The sequence below is a fragment of the Acidobacteriota bacterium genome, from assembly GCA_016700075.1.
GTDB lineage: Bacteria > Acidobacteriota > Blastocatellia > Pyrinomonadales > Pyrinomonadaceae > OLB17.
In genome coordinates, this window is record CP065000.1 from 3,069,159 (window position 1) to 3,086,590 (window position 17,432).

Here is a 17,432-nt window from a genome sequence, read left to right on the forward strand (position 1 = left end):
CCGTATCAGTGTACGTCGTAGCCGGTCGGGATATCTTCGGATGTACCCCAATCCTTGAAGCCGAAGCCGCCCGTCGATCTGAGGAAGTAGAACGCCGAAGCGTTCGGTGTCGTGCTCGGCCTCCAAATGCCGATATCCGTACGTCCGTCGCCGTCATAATCGCCCTGAACTTCGTAATCAGTTCCAAAGACGCCCCAATTGGACCAAATGACCGGCTCACCGGAACTCGGCCGGATGATCCATAGGATGTTGCCGCCATTGTTGCGTGTTACCGCCAGGTCGGTAATGCCGTCACCGTCGTAGTCGCCGGGGACGAAATTATCCGTTGCTAATCCCCAAGAGACATATTGGGCAGTCCCGGAACCGGAAAGCAGAGCGATAAATACCATCTGTCCGGCACCGATGTCGCGGATCACGCCGAAATCAGCCTTTCCGTCGCCGTCATAGTCTCCGGGAACAGCACTGTCGCTGCCGAGGCCCCACGAAACTGCGGTCTGCACCTGATTCAGGCTCGAGAAATACCAGAACGTGCTCGGGTCGGTAGGACTTGAACCTTGACGATATATAGCAGGGTCCGATTTGCCGTCGCCGTCATAGTCGCGAACGATGAAAGGATCGTCGCCCGCCTGGCCGAAGGGGATGAACTGAGCCGTCGCATCCGTGCTTCTTAGAATATAGAAACCGGAGTTGCGACCCGCCGCCTGACGCCAAACCGTGTGATCAGCTTTGCCGTCGCCGTCAAAATCGCCCGGTGTAACGAAATCGCTGTTCAGACCCCATGACTGAACGGTATCGATGAATGTCTCGTTGGTCCGATTGTAGAACGTCAACTGTCCGCCGAGTCCGCCGGGCCCCGGCCTTACCAGAGCAAAGTCGGTAAGTCCGTCTGCGTTGAAATCAACATTTGGCTTCTGAGCCTGTCCACAGCGTGTGTAGCCCGAAGCAGTATTCTTGGGGATGGGGCCCGTAACGATATACGTGTCGTTGTTGTTATTGTCCGTGTCGCGGCAGCCGCCGAGTTTCCTGATCACGCCTTGCGTAGCTGCCAGAGCCACACCGTTGTTAGCTGTTACACCGCCCTCAGCGTTGTTCGCGGCACCGTAGGAGATGAGATCAATGATGTTCGGGTCCGGAAGCGGACACGGCGTCGCAGTGGCTCCGCATGTGTTTATCGGGAAGTTCGCCGCGACTACGAGAGCTACCTTGCCGCTGGCTCCCGACATTGAAAGATTCGTCGTGGTCGCGTCGGGATTCGGGACCGGAACGCCGCCTGCTCCTGCACCTCCGGTCTGCACCAGAAAATATTGTCCCGGCTGCAGCGTAACATTCGGCAATGCGAACGCATTTGTTGCAGTGCTTGCAAATTGCCCGGTCGCGGAACCGTAATAAAGCGAAAGGCCGTTTAATGACTGAGCCGTTGCCGAGATGTTCCGCAATTCGACGTAGTCATTATTGTAGACGCCGGTCGCACCGCCGCCGCCGCCATATACCTGGCTAATAGTGATGGTTGTGCTGACCATGGCCGCGTCGGGCCTCGTGATGTCAAATTTCACGCGTTTCGCTTCCTGTGCTGAAACCATGGAAGGAACTGCCGCGCATACTGCAAAAACTGCCGCAGCAGCAAAAAGACTGCCGAATATAGATCTCGCTTTCATATAAACTCCTCGAGCCGTGCAAAGAAAATAGCCTTATCGGTTTGTCGCCGCATCTCCCGGCGGCAACCGCAAATATAGTTGGCGGTTCAATTAAGACTTGGCAGAATCATAGCATAAATAATTGAAAATGCTAGCCGGTACGCGGATTTTTTGTCGGCGAAAGCCTCAATTATCTGTTACAATTTCAACAATATAAAAGCGTGATGATCTATGGGCTCAGAAGTTTTGGCCTTTTACTGATGACGGCACTATTTGCTGCCGTTGTCCTTTCACAGGTCAGGCCGCCCGACGACGGCGAAACCATCCGCGTCGAGACCAACCTGATCGAAGTACCGGTCGCCGTTTATGACCGGAACGGCGGGATTGTCTCAGGCCTGAAGCGCGAGAACTTCGTCCTTTACGAGGACGGGAAAAAGCAGGAGATCGCTGAATTTTTTGCCGCACAGACGCCGTTCGAGATCGCATTGCTGCTCGACACTTCCGGCTCGGCCCGCGGCGAACTGCCTTTGATCCGGCGTGCCGCTCATGCATTCATTGATTCGCTGCGTCCCGGCGACAAGGTCGCACTGATCGCATATAATTCCATTCGCGATATCTCGGAGGTGCGTTCGGCGAGTGTGGTGCTGTCGGGCCTGACCTCTGATCGAGCGAGGCTTCGTGCAGCGATCGACAGGGTTTCGACCAGCAATTCGACGCCGTATTATGATTCGCTGATCCAGATCGCTGATGAGGTTTTCAACGTCCCTGACGGAACAGAACGCAGAGGACGGCGTGCGGTTGTTGCGTTGACCGACGGCGTTGATTCAGCCAGCGGTACTGATTTCGAGCTTGCAAAGGAAAAGCTGCTCGAACACGGAATTACCGTATTCTTTATCAAAGCCGACACGCGTGATTTCTTTGAAGAGAATCTGTTGGGCGATTGCCAGACCGCGACAAGATTTTCCGGTGCCCAGATCCGCCGCTACTACCGCACCATTCAAAACAGTCAGCGGACCGAGCGTGCGACATCGTTTTGCCAGCTTGGCGATTTTGAACGCCTCGCCGTCAGCAAGCGCCTTTACGAGGTTGCCGACCGCGAAATGGATCAGCTCGCAAAGGCGTCGGGCGGAATGGTGATGGAGCTTGCTGATATTGCCGATGCGCGTATGGCTTTCAAAAAGGTGGCGGACGTAATCGGCACGACATTTTCACTCGGGTATTATCCTTCGAACGACAAAAAGGACGGCACTTTCCGAAAGATCACCGTCGAACTGAAAGGCATGCCCGCCGGAGCTACTATTAAGGCCCGCGAAGGCTACAGCGCACCGAGGAACTGAAAAAGTTAAAGAGTGAAAAGGTGGAAAAGTGCGGATCCGCGATGAACGGTCTGGTCGCATTGGCGATGACGCACATTAAACAGCGGTCGACGCGTAAAATGGGAGTTGCCGCTTTTTCACCTTTTCAATCGTTCACTTTCACACCTTCTTAACTTTTCACTTTTCCGCGTTTTCCCTTTAACATCTTAGTATGAGCAGGTTTCGAAGAATTTGTTTGGTTGTACTTGATTCCGCAGGGATCGGCGAGATGCCGGATGCGGCCGCGTGGGGCGACGCCGGGTCGAACACGCTCGGCAGCGTGTTCGCGTCGCGAGTTGTAAATGTGCCAAATTTACAGGCTTTGGGCCTGGGGAACATCGCTCCTCTCGCGCATGTCGAACCTACATCCGATCCGACGGGCAGTTATGGCAAATGCACGCTCAAATCCGACGGCAAAGACACGACTACGGGCCATTGGGAGATGGCCGGGATCATCCTGAAGCAAGGTTTTCCCAAGTTTCCCGACGGTTTTCCGCCGCGGATCATTGATGAATTCGTCCGCGAGGCGAATGTGCCGGGCATTCTCGGCAATATTCCCGCGAGCGGCACCGAAATTATAAAAGAGCTCGGCGAAGAGCACGTCGCGACCGGCAAACCGATCGTTTATACATCGGCTGACAGCGTGTTTCAGATCGCCGCACACGAAGAGGTCGTGCCTTTGGAACGCCTTTACGAGATGTGCGAGATCGCGAGGAACATTTTGCACGGGCCGGACGAGGTCGCACGCGTGATCGCGAGGCCATTTGTCGGCGAGACGGCGGATACGTTCAAACGGACCGAAAATAGGCACGATTATGCGGTGCCTCCGCCGGCGGGGAACTTGCTTCCGGTGTTGAAGGACGCGGGTTTGGACGTCGTTTGTATCGGAAAGATCGCCTCGATCTACGACAATATGGGCGTGACCGAGGAATTGACCGCAAAGAACAACGATCAGACGATCGATCAGACGATAAATGCGTTAAATGCTGACACGACGGGACTTATATTTAGCAATCTGGTCGATTTTGATATGCTTTACGGCCATCGACGCGACGTTGAGGGCTACGCGAAAGCCCTTGAGCATTTCGACGGACGCCTGACGGAGATAATTGACGCTCTAAACGACGACGACCTGCTCGTAATGACCGCCGATCACGGCAATGACCCCGCCTATCCCGGCTCTGACCACACGCGTGAATACGTCCCGCTGCTCGTTTTCGGCAAAAACGCACGCGCCGGCGTCAATTTAGGCACGCGTCAATCGCTTTCCGACATCGGCCAGACCATCGCAGAGAACTTCGGCCTCAAAATAGAAGACGGTGTGAGTTTTTTGAATGAGGTGAGCTAGTGTTTGAAGACATTAGAGATAAGATCCGAAACCTGGTGCGGTCGTTAGACTATGTCATGACGATCCACGGTGAGGAGGAGATGAGCAATGACGATCTCTCGATCTTTGATGTCGAACATGCCTTGTTGAACGGAGAAGTCTTCGAACGCCAATGAGAAGAAGGAACGCGTGAATCAAAATACTTGATCGCCGGCAGGACGATCGACGACGACGAAATAATTGTCGTGACAAAGATCAGCATTACAGGCAAACTTATTATAGTTACGGTCTTTCGTAAGGTGGAAAGCTATGGAAATTGAACAAGTAAATTGTGACATGTGCGGAGAGCAGGGAGCGAGAGTGATACATGTAGCTCGAAGCTATGGTTCCGGTGTTGATCTATTGGTGATCGAGAATGTCCCTGTCGTGTCCTGCCCTCATTGTGGCGAAAGCTATCTCACCGCCACGACGCTTCGAGAGATCGAAAAGATAAAACAGGATCGAACAACATACGCGTCACCGCGTTCAGTACCCGTCGCGTTGTTCGCTTAGACCGATCTACTCGCCATTTTTGAGGCTCGCAAGCATTTCGCGGGCCTCGTTTAGCTTATCTAGCGGGACCTCGTGCAAAATATTGCCGATATCGGCGGCGTTTTCGTCACGCATCAGCCCTTTGAGAGGATGCCGCTCGACGTCAACGCCGTCGCGGTCGGGCTTCCAAGCATACAGGTCGTTTGGCGTGCAATTCAGCCGCTCACATATCAACTCCATATGCCGATAACTGATCGACCGCACGCGTCCATTCAAAAGATTCCACGCCGTACTGTGCGATATCCCCAACTTACGAAGCTCTTTGAACGGATTCTTCACGCCCCGAACCCCAAAAATACGCCCCAGATCAACCTTTAGCATAACCAACCATCCGTAATATAAAACCAATAGTCAATAACATACCACTAGATGTTAACAATATACCACTAGATATTAATAAGATGCGACAAAGTGTTAATAATATACAATCAACAGTGCATTATGTGCTACTAACTGTAAGAAACATACCACCATCTACTAAAAACATAAAACCCGACCCGCAGAACATACAACCACAGAGCCGGATAAATATTCTAGTTTGTCTTTTTATCTACTTGGTGAAGCCAAGGGAAATTCGATCGGCCGCTAATGAATGTTCCGAAGCCTTGCCAGGAGATCGCGGGCATCTTTCAGCTTATAGAGCAGAATTTTCTTGATGGCATCGGCAACCCTCGGCGCGTTCTACTCAAGCACCATGCCCTCGCCGTCCTTGCTCCCACCATTCCACACCGCCGATGCTTTCCTAACAAGATTTCTCGCTCGAATTCAGGCCGAAAAATATCATTCCTGTATCGCGCACCGCTAACTCATGGCCCACCAAACGTTTTGATCAATTAATCATCGTCATTCTCAATTACCCTAAACCGTTCGATAACGGTTATTTTAAAGTGACCCCTTGGCCACTCAAGGGGAACAAACTGACCTGCCATCTCAATTTGTTTGCGAAGGGCTGCAATCAAGTCGCTTTCAATGTTCTCTTCATAGGTGCAATCTACCCGGGGCTGATTCTCTGGATGAACAACACAAACTTTGGTTTCTATGTCTATTGCAATTAGTTGACCGATTATCGTCTTCTCACCTTCTTTAGGGGCTCCCAATAGAAGATTGATTCGATCTCTTACGGTGGGATTAAAAGATGTTTCCACATGTATGTCTGCCAGATTAAAATCCACAGTTATCGATTCAATTCCTGGTCGGATCAATTCAGACATCTTTTTTAAACCGCGCAAAGCTTCCCGATCACCGCTAAAAGCATCTGGCGAATCACGAATCTCATTTACATGATTAATAAGCTTTTCAATAGCGATACCTGCAGGGTCAAGACGAGGAAGTAGAGGACGCTTTTCTGAACGTAGATCCATAGCGAGAATGAAACTACCAGGAGCGGTTGCAACCAAATCCAAACTAAGATCAGACCTGAATCCTCTCGGAAGTGCCATCTCCTCTCCGTCAGGATTTTCCCTAAAGGCACTTGCACCAAGAGCATAAACCGCGGACTGAAATCCTGAAATAAGCTTTGAAGCTAGATTCGCTTTTATGATTCCATATCGGATTCCGGGACCTTGTACTTTAACTCTTAGGGGCGCGTCAACGGGGCGTTCTCGAAGATAGCTAATAATGTCGTCCTCGAGTTCTTTGATTTTTGTCAAATATCCTTGAGAAACTGAATGGAAAAGACTTGGATTGCGCTTAGCGGTTTGCTCGCGCATTGCGTCGAGCATGTCTCGGAGCAGCCCCAACTGTTTTTGAGAAGCATCAAGTTGAACTGAGTTGGTAATCATATGTTTACCTCCAAAACACCTTTCGTTATTCCAGTCTTCTTGTCTCGATCAAACAACTCCAAACTTGCAAAAGATGGAAAGACAATTGTATTTTGCTTAGCAAACACGAATAAATCATAACCAGCCGCCTTACAAGCTGCATGATCAATTAGATGCTTTGCTGCGGGATCATTCGCTAAAATATCTTCACATTCTTCATCATAGACAAAAAGCGTGTCAAAGTCGCTAGGATCAGGTTTATTTGAGATAAAACTCCCGTTTAGTACCAGTTTCCCTGACAAACCAACTTGACGGGCACTGTCACGCCACAGTATCAGGCGGTCGTACACCCGCCGCCTCGGGGAATCGGGAATGCCAGCAAACGTCTCTTCGATTTCTTGCCACGTTGCAGAGTGGTGACCATCAGGCAACCAACCGTCCTGTCTGAAATTGGGTAAGGGCATAAGGATTCTTAGGGATTATGACCACTGACGAGTTTGCATTCTGTTTTCAGATGGAATGCAACTTGTTTGCCTTCGAGTTCCAAACCAAAACTTACTCACCACAGAAAATAAGCCTTAGTTTGGTCCTGGTGTGGTTTTTGGGTGGTTCTTCGACGTGGGTGGTGGAGTTTCGGGTGGTGGTGGCCTCGGTGATTCCGGCCCCGTGATGACGAAGAGCGATAACATTCATAAAACTCAACGAACCTCCAAAAAAAGAGCCGGCGAACCTCTAAAACTTTGGTGATTTTCGTGGAAAACCGGTGATAAATGGATAATACGCGCTTTTTTGTGGCTGTCAAGATACTTTTTGGCGGCCTACGGTGATCTGGGGCTAAGGCCCGGTTGGGGTTTGATGGGTTGTTCGGTGGCTGAGGCTAGCGGCAATTCATGGTGTAAAACGCAGGTGGGAGGCGGCGGTTGGTGCGGGTGTCGGCCGGTGATCGTCAGTTGGTGATGGTGTTTGTGCGGCTGTGCCGCTCTATTTGCGGTGAAGTTCTACTTCACCGGCGTGATCATTAATTGGATTCGAGGCTATGCCTCCGAATGCGGCGGCAGAGCCGCAATATTATGGTATGACGGTTCGGAAAAGTAGAACTTTTCCGCAAATAGGGCGGCAGAGCCGCATGGAAATCGGCAGAGCCGCGTGGACTTTGGCATAGCCGCATGGATCGCCGGCAGAGCCGCTAGATCGAGTTTGGGCAGACCTCGGAAAAGCTCTGCTTTTCCGTCATATTTGCCCCCAATTCTCGCGGCTATGCCGCTGATCGCCACGAAATATCGCGATGATCGGTTAGCAACGGCTCGTTCTCGATCTCGCGTCGATGCCATTGTCTTGAGCTTGAATAAAGATAGTCGTCAGGATGCTCGACCAATCCCGCTCGGACCGGATTCAGGTGAATGTAATTCACTTTCTGCAAGAAGGCATCTTCGCCGGTGATCCGGATGGCATTTGGGTGGTGTTCATAAACTGAATGTTTATGTTTGCTCTCTCGTTCTTGGATGCGGAGTTTTTGCAGAGAGCTTTCAAATCCGTTCTCTTTTAGGTGATCAATGATCCGTTTCGCTGAGATCCCGTTCAAATAACGCAGCACATCTTTAATTTCACGAGCATTATCTGTCAACACGTGCGTATGGTCGGGCATTACCACAAATGCAAAGATCCGTATTCCCGCCGACCTTCGTGCTTCGTCGAATGCTTTTGCAACGATCTCTTTTATCTTGTTGGTTTGGAAGATCGGGATCCTGTTGTGCGTAACAGACGTCAGATAATAAGCCGGAGTGTCCCTCGATATTTGAAATTTTTCGCTCATCTGAAACAGATCGGCGGCATAGCCGCTTAGTGAGGTTGGGCTCCGATCGGAAAAGCAGAGCTTTTCCGCAAATAGAGCGGCAGAGCCGCGTGGGAGATTTATACATCAATCGGAAAAGTAGAACTTTTCCGAAAATAGAGCGGCAGAGCCGCGGGGGAGATTTAGCCCTCAATCGGAAAGGCAGAGCTTTTCCGCAAATAGAGCGGCAGAGCCGCATGGACTTTGCCATCGTCGTTCAAGAATGTATCAAAATATGGGCGATTTCAACTTTGGCAACTCCATCGAGTCGAGTGCTGCGGCATAGCCGCGAGATGTTTTGGCGGGAACCGGAGATCGGTATCTCCAATTTACAATCGATCAATTGACAATTTACAATCTCAAATAAATCGGCAACTCAATTTCGGATCCACATCATGAAAATCATTAACAGAGTCATCGTCATTTTTGTCTTCGCGTCGTTCGTTGTTCAATCGATGTTTGCTCAAACGGGCGAGACGCCGTCGCGGCTGCGGCAGGTGATAGAGAATTACGATCAGGACCGCGGGGCGTTTGGGCGTTGGTACACGGCGGAGACGTCCGGGGCGAGGCGAGAGCGGTTTCGGCGGCTGTACAACGACCGTTTGGCGGAATTGCAGCGGATGGATTTCGCAAGGCTTGAGCACCACGAACAGGTTGACTATCTGTTGTTTCAGAATCATTTGAGACGTGAGCTGGCGGAGCTTGACCGCAACCTCGAGCAGTTCACGGAGATGCTGCAGATCGTGCAATTTGCGCAGGTCATCAGCGACCTCGAGGACGCTCGGCGGCGGCTGGAGACGATCGATGCAGAGCAGACGGCGGCGACGCTTGACGCTCTGGCGGAGAAGATCAAGGACACGCAGCGGGCTTTTGAGGACGGCAGATATCAGAAGCCCAAACAGACGGTCGCGTATCGTGCGGTGCGGACGCTGCAGGGCTTACGGGCGACGTTGCGGGGTTGGTACAACTTTCACAACGGCTACGACCCGAAGTTCTCTTGGTGGAACAAAAAGCCTTACGAGGCGGCAGATGACGCGTTGCTGAAATACACGAACTACGTCACGACGCGGCTCGTTGGGGTGGCGGCGGATGACAAGACGACGATCATTGGCGACCCGATCGGCAGGGAAGCGCTCATTCGCGAGCTTGAGTTCGAGATGATCCCGTACTCGCCTGAGGAACTCGTCGAGATCGCGAACCGCGAGTTCGAATGGTGCGTTGCGGAACTTAAAAAGGCGTCGCGTGAGATGGGCTTTGGCGACGACTATATGCAGGCCATCGAGGCCGTCAAGCGGAAATACGTCGAGCCGGGCAAACAGCCCGCGATGATCCGCGATCAGGCTCGCGAGGCGATCGAATACGTCAAAAAGAACGACCTCGTGACCGTGCCGCGTGAGATGGAAGAAACCTGGCGGATGGAGATGATGTCGCCCGAGCGGCAATTGGTTGCGCCGTTCTTCCTCGGCGGCGAGACGATCCTTGTCGCGTATCCGACCGACACGATGACGCACGAGCAGAAAATGATGTCGCTCCGCGGCAACAATCCACATTTTGCACGAGCGGTCACGCATCACGAGCTAATTCCGGGGCATCATATGCAGCAGTTCATGAACCGCCGTTACAGGACGTATCGTTCGCCGTTTCGCACGCCGTTCTGGGGCGAAGGCTGGGCGTTGTATTGGGAGTTTCTGTTGTGGGACCGCGGCTTTGTGAAAACGCCGGAGGACAAGATCGGGGCGATGTTTTGGCGGTCGCACCGTGCGGCTCGCATCATATTTTCGCTGAATTTTCACCTCGGCAAATGGACGCCGCAGGAGTGCGTGGACCTACTCGTCAACAAGGTCGGCCACGAACGCGACAACGCTCTCGCTGAGGTGCGGCGGTCGTTCAGCGGCGATTACGGGCCGCTGTATCAGATGGCGTACATGATGGGCGGACTGCAGTTCTATCAACTGCACAAAGACCTCGTTGGCACTAAGAAGATGACCGACAAGCAGTTCCACGACGCGATCTTGAAAGAAGGCTCGATACCTGTTGAGATGGTGCGGGCGATCCTTACAAAGCAGCCGCTCAGCCGCGAGTTCAAGACGAACTGGCGGTATTACAAGGTGGATTAGAGGGTGTCTTATTGCCGTTGCCTTTACGCAACGGTTGAATGGACCAGATCGACGCCGGCTTTGGCCGACGGTTTGTTGGGCAAAAGCCCGAGATGTTGTCGATGACTGTACCGTTGGCTGAAGCCAACGGCAATTCAAAAATGCAACGGCGATCTGAGAACCTTTTTCGCCTCGCCTACGTTTACAAACTCAATATGAATTATAAATTTCGGCAGCCGCTGGTCGCGGCGGTTCTAATCATAGTTTTCACCTTCTCGGCCTTTGGACAGACGGCGAAAACCAACTCCGTGCTTGAGCGTCACGTTCGTGCCGGAATGGAGTTTCTGGCGGGTGACGCGATGCAGGGACGCGGCAGCGGGACGGCGTTTGAGCGCATCGCGGCGGAGTATGTCGGGTCGCAATTCATGCAATTCGGGCTTGAACCGGCTGGCGACAACGGTTGGGGCGGCAAGCCGAGCTTTGTGCAGACGATCACGATCGCACGGCGGTCGTTTGCGGCGAGCCCGACGGTGAAGATCGGTGATACGACGCTGACGCACGGCGGTGAGATGTTGGTTTGGCGGACGAACGTCGGGGCGGCGAGAGCACCGCTCAATCACGGCGTGCCGAACGCGGGTTCGGCGTATTTGATGCGGCCGCGAGAGGGCGAGGACCAACGGGCGATGATGCAGCGTGCAATGACCCTGACGGGCTCGGGCGTCGCGATCGTTCTGCTCGAAGAGACGCCGCAGTGGCGTGCAAATTGGGCGGCGATGGGTTCGCGAATGCCTGTGTTCACTGCGTCAAACGCCAAACCTGCGGTGATGATCGTCGTCAGCAAAGCGACGGCGGACGCGATCGCGGCGATGCCGGACGGCACGCCTGTTGAGTTTGGCGGCCAGCTTGCACCGCCGAACGACCAATTCACATGGAACGCGATCGGGAAGATCACCGGAACGGACGCCAGGCTTGCCTCGGAGGTCGTCGTTTTGAGCTCGCACCTCGATCATTTGGGCGTGCGGGAGAACACGCCGGGCGACGACAAGATATTTAATGGTGCGGACGATGACGCGTCGGGTACGGTTGCGGTGATCGAGCTGGCACGTGTGATGGCGGTCGGTAAACGGCCGAAACGCACGGTCTATTTCGTCGCATACGGCAGCGAGGAAGCGGGCGGTTTCGGGTCGCGGCATTTCGTCGATAACCTGCCGTTCGCGAAAGATAAGTTGATCGCGAACCTGCAGTTCGAGATGATCGGACGGCCTGACGCCAAAGTGAAGCCCGACGAGCTGTGGTTGACTGGATATGAGAGGTCAAATCTCGGCCCGGAACTCGCAAAACGCGGTGCCAAACTCGTCGCTGACCCACATCCTGACCAGAATTTCTTCCAGCGGTCCGACAATTTCACGCTCGCTCGGCAGGGCATCGTCGCCCACACGGTCTCGAGCTTTGGCTTGCACACCGATTATCATAAGGTGACCGACGAAAACAAAACCATTGATTTCGCTCATATGACCAAGTCGATAAATTCGATGGTCGCGCCCATCAACTGGCTCGTAAACAGCGACTTCCGCCCGGCCTGGAACGATGGAATGAAGCCGTAGCTGCCAATCTACCTCGCCAGCCTGTGCCCCAACAGTGCCAGCGGGAAAAAGCACAGGAGCGATGCGATGACGAACCACATCGGCTGTCCCGGCATCATCACGAAGAAATTCAGTATCGCGCCGAGTTCCAGCAGGGCTGCTACTACGATGGATTCGACAAATCCGCCGCCGACATTCCGCGCCATCTTGGTCGCGATGAACCCGCCAGCGAATGCCGCCACTGCATAGCCTATCAGCACGACCGCGAAGGCCGACGCAGGCATTGCCGAGATGAATTCGTTCAATTTTGCCGGGTCGGCCATCACCTCAGTGCCTGGCGGTTTAACAAATACCACATTGAGCATTTGAGAGATCATGATGATCGCCCAAGCCACGATCATAGCTACGATGACCGCAAGAAACTTACGTCCCATATTGTCTGCCTCCTAAAGAAGAAAGTCCCGCCTGAAAAAGAGAATGTCCCCGTTTTATTACCATTTTGGCCCTCTGTCAAGGTGCATCAGAATTTATCTTGGATTTAGCAGAGCGAACAATATAGAATTGCACGACGTAACACTGATTTTGCCGCAGGCGACATATGGATCCCGAACGTTGGCAGCAGATCGAAGCTATCTTCCTCGAGGCTTCCGAGCTTGAGGGCGAGGTTCGCCGCGGTTATCTCGACCGAGCGTGCCCGGACGACGGCGTGCGTTCCGAAGTTGAAAAGCTGCTGCGGCAATACGAAGAATCCGACAGCTTTATCTCGCAGCCGCTTGCGGGCAGCACGCGCGGCAGCGTACTTGCGTCGCTGATGGACGACAGTGACGAAGATCCGCTGACCGGCAAGGTCGTTGGACGTTACCGCATCGAACGCGAGATCGGCCGCGGCGGCATGGGCGCGGTCTATGAGGCGTCGCGGGCCGACGGCGAGTATCGTCAGCGTGTCGCAGTCAAGGTGGTCAAACGCGGCGTCGATACCGATTTCGTCCTGCGGCGTTTTCGCAACGAACGCCAGATCCTTGCCGCTCTCGATCATCCGTTCATCACGCGGCTCATCGACGGCGGTACGACAGACGACGGCAGGCCGTATTTCGTGATGGAATACATCGAAGGCCAGCCGCTGCATGAATACGCTGACGCCGAAAAACTCTCCATCGATGACCGTCTGCGGCTATTCGCAAAGATCTGCGAGACGGTCGAATACGCCCACAGCAAACTGGTCATCCATCGCGACCTGAAGCCATCGAATATCCTCATCGCAGGTGACGGGAATCCGCGGCTTCTTGATTTCGGAATTGCAAAACTCCTAGATCCCGAAATGGCGTCAGATACACTGCAGCCGACCGCGACGGCGTTGCGTATGATGACGGTCGATTACGCAAGTCCCGAGCAGGTTCGCGGCGACAAAGTGACATACGCGACCGACGTTTACAGCCTCGGTGTTCTGCTGTTTGAACTACTGACAGGCCGGCGGCCTTATCGAACGCTGAGCCGAAACCCGCACGATATTGCAAAGGCGATCTGCGACGAGCATATCCCGCTGGCCAGCGAGGCCGTCTCGCCCAACTCGGGTTTTCCGGCTGTGCGCCGGCCCAATGCAGCCGCTTCAAAACCTGAGGAGATCGCAGCAGTTCGAGGTGAGACCGAGCAGTCGTTGCCGCAAAAACTCACAGACGATCCGGATAACATCATCGCAAAGGCATTAGGAAAAGCTCCCAGCGAACGTTATACGTCGGTCGCGGAATTACGCGCCGATATTGAGAGGTATTTGGTCGGCGAGAAGGTTTCGGTTGGGGCTCCTGCTCAGGTGCGGCCGGCCTCTCGTGTCGATAATTCCGCCGCCGGGGGCAAGCTCGTCGCAGTTTTGCCGCTCAGTTTCCTCGGCCCGTCACACCTCAGTTCTACCGATGACGCGTATCTGACCATCGGACTTGCCGACGCTATCATTACGCGGCTTGCCGGAATGAAGCAGCTCACGGTGAGGCCCACAAGTTCCATCACGCGTTACGGCGACGAGCCCGTTAACCCGCTGCGTGCGGGCGAGGAACTTGGTGTCGATTTCGTGGTCGATGGCCGCATACGGCATTTTTCGGAACGGCTGCGTGTCTCGCTGCAGCTTCTCGACGTCAAGACGCGAACCGCTATCTGGGCCGGGCATTTTGATGAGGAAATGAATGACGTTCTCGACCTAGAGGATGCCATTTCGGCTCAGGTCGTCGCGTCGCTCCTGCCGCATTTGACAGGTGCCGAGCGAAAAACCTTTTCCAAACGCGGCACCGACGACCCGCGTGCATTTGAGGCGTATCTGAAAGGCCGTTTCTACTGGAATCAATTCACGGCACAGTCGTTTGAAAAGGTCATTGAATCCTACAACCGGGCCATCGAGATCGATCCGAATTATGCCCTTGCTCACGTCGGCATTGCGGATTTCTATATTTGGGCGGCGATCTACGGCATCGTGCCTTCGGCGGAGGCTGAGGTTCTTGCCGAGGCAGCGGCACGCCGTGCTCTCGAGATCGATCCCGAACTCGGCGAAGCGTATGCGACCATGGCGTTGCTCGTAAAGAACCGCTTCGAATTCGCCGCATCGGAAAAGCTCTTCAAACGCTCGCTCGAACTCCGGCCGCATTACTCTCAAGGTTGGGAATGGTACGGATCAGTTCTGATCGGCGTCGGCAGGACGCGCGAAGGCATCGAGATGAGCGACCGTGCGGAGGAGCTTGATCCGCTTTCGCTGCGTGCGAAAACGCTCGGCACGTGGCTGCACTATCAGGCACATGACTTTCATCGCGCGCTCGAAAAGGCCGAAGAGATCATACGTATCGACCCGAATTATCCGCAGGGGCACATTCAGCGTGCGTTCGTGCTGTGCGAATTCGGCCGAGCCGAAGAAGCCATCGCAAATATCGACCGTGCGGCCGAGCTGATGCCGGATTCTCCGCTTGTCTGGTTCAATCAGGCAGTCGTTTACGCTGAGGCCGGACATCGCGATGAATCGAGAGGTGTCCTGGACAAAATGCACGAGGCCGCAAAGGTGGGCCATATAAAGCCCTACTTTCTCGGCATCGCCCACGCAGCATTGGGCGAGTATGACGAGGCATTTGCGAATTTCGAAAAGGCTTTCGAAGAGCACGATCCGTGGATGATCTGGTGGCAGACCGAGCCGAAGCTGCGGCGGTTGGCCGACGATCCTCGATACACCGATCTTCTAAACAGAATGGGCCTGCCGATCGACTACTCCGTCGCGACAGGCGGTTCGGCGGCTCGAACGTCCGTCCCTTTCGACGCCGCGGTTACTCTGCTGGCTGAAGATCCGGCCACCGGCGGCGTTCCCGTTCCTATACACAGGAAGAGCTGGTTCAAACGCGCTGTTGCTGCCACTATGCTCAGTGCTTTCATAGCGGCGGCTTACTTCAGCGGCATCCTTTCTGTTTCGTTCTCTGACCGCCGCATGGTTCCTGTTGCCGAACAAAGCGGCAAGATCGCCGTGCTGCCTTTCGCAAACCTCACCGGCGATGCGGCAAATGACGAAGTGCTGCGGATCGTTCAGGCCGCGGTCGTCGAGCGGCTATCTCACACCGCGAACGGCGTGGTGGTTCCCAATGTTGCCCCCGCGGTCATCGACGGCAAAAGCGTATCTTTGGTGCAGGAGGGCAAGGACCTCGGTGCGTCTTTCGTCTGCAGCACGACGCTGACACGCGACGGGAACGAGCTCGTCCTGCGGACAGAAGTGACCCGTGTCGCCGACAGAAAGAGCATGATGAGCATGACCTATGCTGACAAGCAGGAACAATTTCGCAGCGATTCTGACAGGATCGTGATCAAACTGATGGAAGTAATTGAGCGGGCTATCGCGATCGAACGCTAGCCCGCTCAAACTCTATTTTTCGACGACAGAAAGGATAGCGTTGGCTGCCTGTTCGATCACCGCCGAGATGATGTCCTGGCCGTCTGACGATGCTTTCGCCTTGAATTGTTTTGCCAGAGCCGTGCGGCCGTCCGACAGCGTCAGCAGCGAAACATCCATCGTCAGTTCGTCCTTCGCTTTTACATTTCCCGACATCGACGCCGCGGAAACGATCGCCGCGGTCGCCATCTGACCCGCAATGTTTCCGACAACTGAACCGGTATGTCCGATGCCGGTTTGGCTGACGACCGAGCCGAGCATTTTCCCAAACCCGAAACCTCCGCCGCCTTTCTTGTGCGAGGCGGTCGCTGTCAGCACGAGGTCGCACTCTTTCTCGCGTGCTTCGCCGGAAACGGCGGCGGCAAGCTGAGCCTGCAGCGGCACAATTTCGACCTTTGTGCCGGCAAATATGCCCGTGAATGTGTGTTTTACGGCCGCGGCGAGGTCAGCGGAAGTGATATTCTCGCCGACCGAGCCGGTCTTTACGACAAGCCCGATGCGGACGGTGCCGGGTTTCTTTTCGCCGATGGAATTATCAGACGGCGGATCGGAAACGGTCATAGCAGGTGCCGAGGTTTTCGTCTGCTTCGTTAGATCGACGGACGGCATACCGGAAACTACGCCGGCGTAAAGCTGCGATGCGTCGTTCACCTCGCGATAGTCCGAAGGCACCTCAAAAAGCGAAGCGTTCAGCGTCCCTCGTGAAAGCTCGACGACCTCGCTGGTCATTGTATTGCCGGGTTTTCCGTCGTCGCCGTAGAATGTCATCTTCTGCAGCAGCGGATAGCCTGTCTTGCCGCTTCCGTTACTCTTCGAAACGACCTTATCGGTGCAGCCGCCGTTCTTTCCGCGGGCGAAATTGCGATATTGCACGTCCTGTGTGCACGCGATGCCGAACTCGGCGTCGATCACCCACATATCCATTTCCATTTTTGTTTTCGTCGGGTTGCAGGCGTCCGGGGACGATTCCATTTCAATCGTCTGAATGATATGCCGAGCCGTATAGCCGAACATTTCCTGCCGCTCGCCGGTGTCGCGTGTCGTTGTTGTAACGAACATCGTCCCGCCTTTCGTCGCCGGAGCTGCGGTGCCCGAAACATTCGCCGTCGGCACGCCGCTGCTTTCGTAATGCGAGATCGTGTAGGTCTTTGCCGACGGATTCATCTGCACGTCGCGGCCCAGATCGCACATCGTCAGCGAAACGATGCCTCCGAACGATTCCGTCCGCTGGCGTTTGCCTTTGAAATAGACCGTGCTTTCGGACGTTTGCCCTCTCATGGTCTGCCTAGTTTTGATCTTAACGTCAGCAAACGCCACGCTCGCCGCTACCAAAATCAACATAGTCGTC

At 54.2% G+C, this 17,432-nt stretch carries 14 protein-coding genes; 6 read left to right on the forward strand and 8 right to left on the reverse strand.

Going from position 1 to position 17,432, the window contains the following annotated elements:
• Positions 1-5: 5 nt before the first annotated feature.
• Positions 6-1,655, reverse strand: coding sequence for a lamin tail domain-containing protein (locus IPM50_13905; protein ID QQS32733.1), 1,650 nt, complete (start codon positions 1,653-1,655; stop codon positions 6-8).
• Between the two features lie 239 nt (positions 1,656-1,894).
• Here IPM50_13905 and IPM50_13910 point away from each other — a divergent pair, with 239 nt between their 5' ends.
• Both IPM50_13910 and IPM50_13915 read left to right on the forward strand, forming a co-directional pair.
• Positions 1,895-2,971: a VWA domain-containing protein gene (locus tag IPM50_13910; GenBank protein QQS32734.1), complete on the forward strand. Its 1,077-nt coding sequence runs from the start codon at positions 1,895-1,897 to the stop codon at positions 2,969-2,971.
• A 190-nt stretch (positions 2,972-3,161) separates the two neighbouring features.
• Positions 3,162-4,337: a phosphopentomutase gene (locus tag IPM50_13915; protein ID QQS32735.1), complete on the forward strand. Its 1,176-nt coding sequence runs from the start codon at positions 3,162-3,164 to the stop codon at positions 4,335-4,337.
• 49 nt (positions 4,338-4,386) lie between these two features.
• On the opposite strand, the gene IPM50_13920 is transcribed toward IPM50_13915, so the two are convergent.
• Positions 4,387-4,578 (reverse strand): hypothetical protein, encoded by a 192-nt coding sequence (locus tag IPM50_13920; protein QQS32736.1) that lies wholly within the window; start codon positions 4,576-4,578, stop codon positions 4,387-4,389.
• A gap of 47 nt (positions 4,579-4,625) precedes the next feature.
• On the opposite strand from IPM50_13920, the gene IPM50_13925 reads away from it, so the two are divergent.
• Positions 4,626-4,868, forward strand: coding sequence for a type II toxin-antitoxin system MqsA family antitoxin (locus IPM50_13925; GenBank protein QQS32737.1), 243 nt, complete (start codon positions 4,626-4,628; stop codon positions 4,866-4,868).
• A 6-nt stretch (positions 4,869-4,874) separates the two neighbouring features.
• Here IPM50_13925 and IPM50_13930 read toward each other — a convergent pair whose 3' ends face one another.
• The 4 genes from IPM50_13930 to IPM50_13945 all read right to left on the reverse strand — a co-directional run bounded on the left by IPM50_13930 (position 4,875) and on the right by IPM50_13945 (position 8,480).
• Positions 4,875-5,228, reverse strand: a complete 354-nt coding sequence (locus IPM50_13930; protein QQS32738.1) for a helix-turn-helix transcriptional regulator — start codon at positions 5,226-5,228, stop codon at positions 4,875-4,877.
• Positions 5,229-5,740: 512 nt separating this feature from the next.
• Positions 5,741-6,688 (reverse strand): hypothetical protein, encoded by a 948-nt coding sequence (locus IPM50_13935; protein ID QQS32739.1) that lies wholly within the window; start codon positions 6,686-6,688, stop codon positions 5,741-5,743.
• On the reverse strand, positions 6,685-7,131 hold the full coding sequence (locus IPM50_13940) for a hypothetical protein (protein ID QQS32740.1): 447 nt from the start codon (positions 7,129-7,131) through the stop codon (positions 6,685-6,687). Before IPM50_13940 ends, IPM50_13935 begins: the two co-directional genes overlap by 4 nt.
• A 791-nt stretch (positions 7,132-7,922) precedes the next feature.
• Positions 7,923-8,480, reverse strand: coding sequence for a transposase (locus IPM50_13945; protein ID QQS32741.1), 558 nt, complete (start codon positions 8,478-8,480; stop codon positions 7,923-7,925).
• 413 nt (positions 8,481-8,893) lie between these two features.
• On the opposite strand from IPM50_13945, the gene IPM50_13950 reads away from it, so the two are divergent.
• The gene (locus tag IPM50_13950; GenBank protein ID QQS32742.1) at positions 8,894-10,615 is read left to right on the forward strand and encodes a DUF885 family protein; all 1,722 of its coding nucleotides are present in this window, start codon (positions 8,894-8,896) and stop codon (positions 10,613-10,615) included.
• A 752-nt stretch (positions 10,616-11,367) separates the two neighbouring features.
• Positions 11,368-12,198, forward strand: a complete 831-nt coding sequence (locus tag IPM50_13955; GenBank protein QQS34534.1) for a M20/M25/M40 family metallo-hydrolase — start codon at positions 11,368-11,370, stop codon at positions 12,196-12,198.
• An 8-nt stretch (positions 12,199-12,206) separates the two neighbouring features.
• On the opposite strand, the gene IPM50_13960 is transcribed toward IPM50_13955, so the two are convergent.
• Positions 12,207-12,611: a hypothetical protein gene (locus IPM50_13960; protein QQS32743.1), complete on the reverse strand. Its 405-nt coding sequence runs from the start codon at positions 12,609-12,611 to the stop codon at positions 12,207-12,209.
• 164 nt (positions 12,612-12,775) lie between these two features.
• Here IPM50_13960 and IPM50_13965 point away from each other — a divergent pair, with 164 nt between their 5' ends.
• Positions 12,776-16,045 carry a protein kinase gene (locus tag IPM50_13965; GenBank protein QQS32744.1) on the forward strand — a complete coding sequence of 1,090 codons (3,270 nt, stop codon included), beginning with the start codon at positions 12,776-12,778 and terminating at the stop codon, positions 16,043-16,045.
• A gap of 12 nt (positions 16,046-16,057) precedes the next feature.
• Here the strand turns inward: IPM50_13965 and IPM50_13970 are convergent, their stop codons facing one another.
• Positions 16,058-17,425, reverse strand: coding sequence for a DUF4412 domain-containing protein (locus tag IPM50_13970; GenBank protein QQS32745.1), 1,368 nt, complete (start codon positions 17,423-17,425; stop codon positions 16,058-16,060).
• Positions 17,426-17,432: the final 7 nt, after the last annotated feature.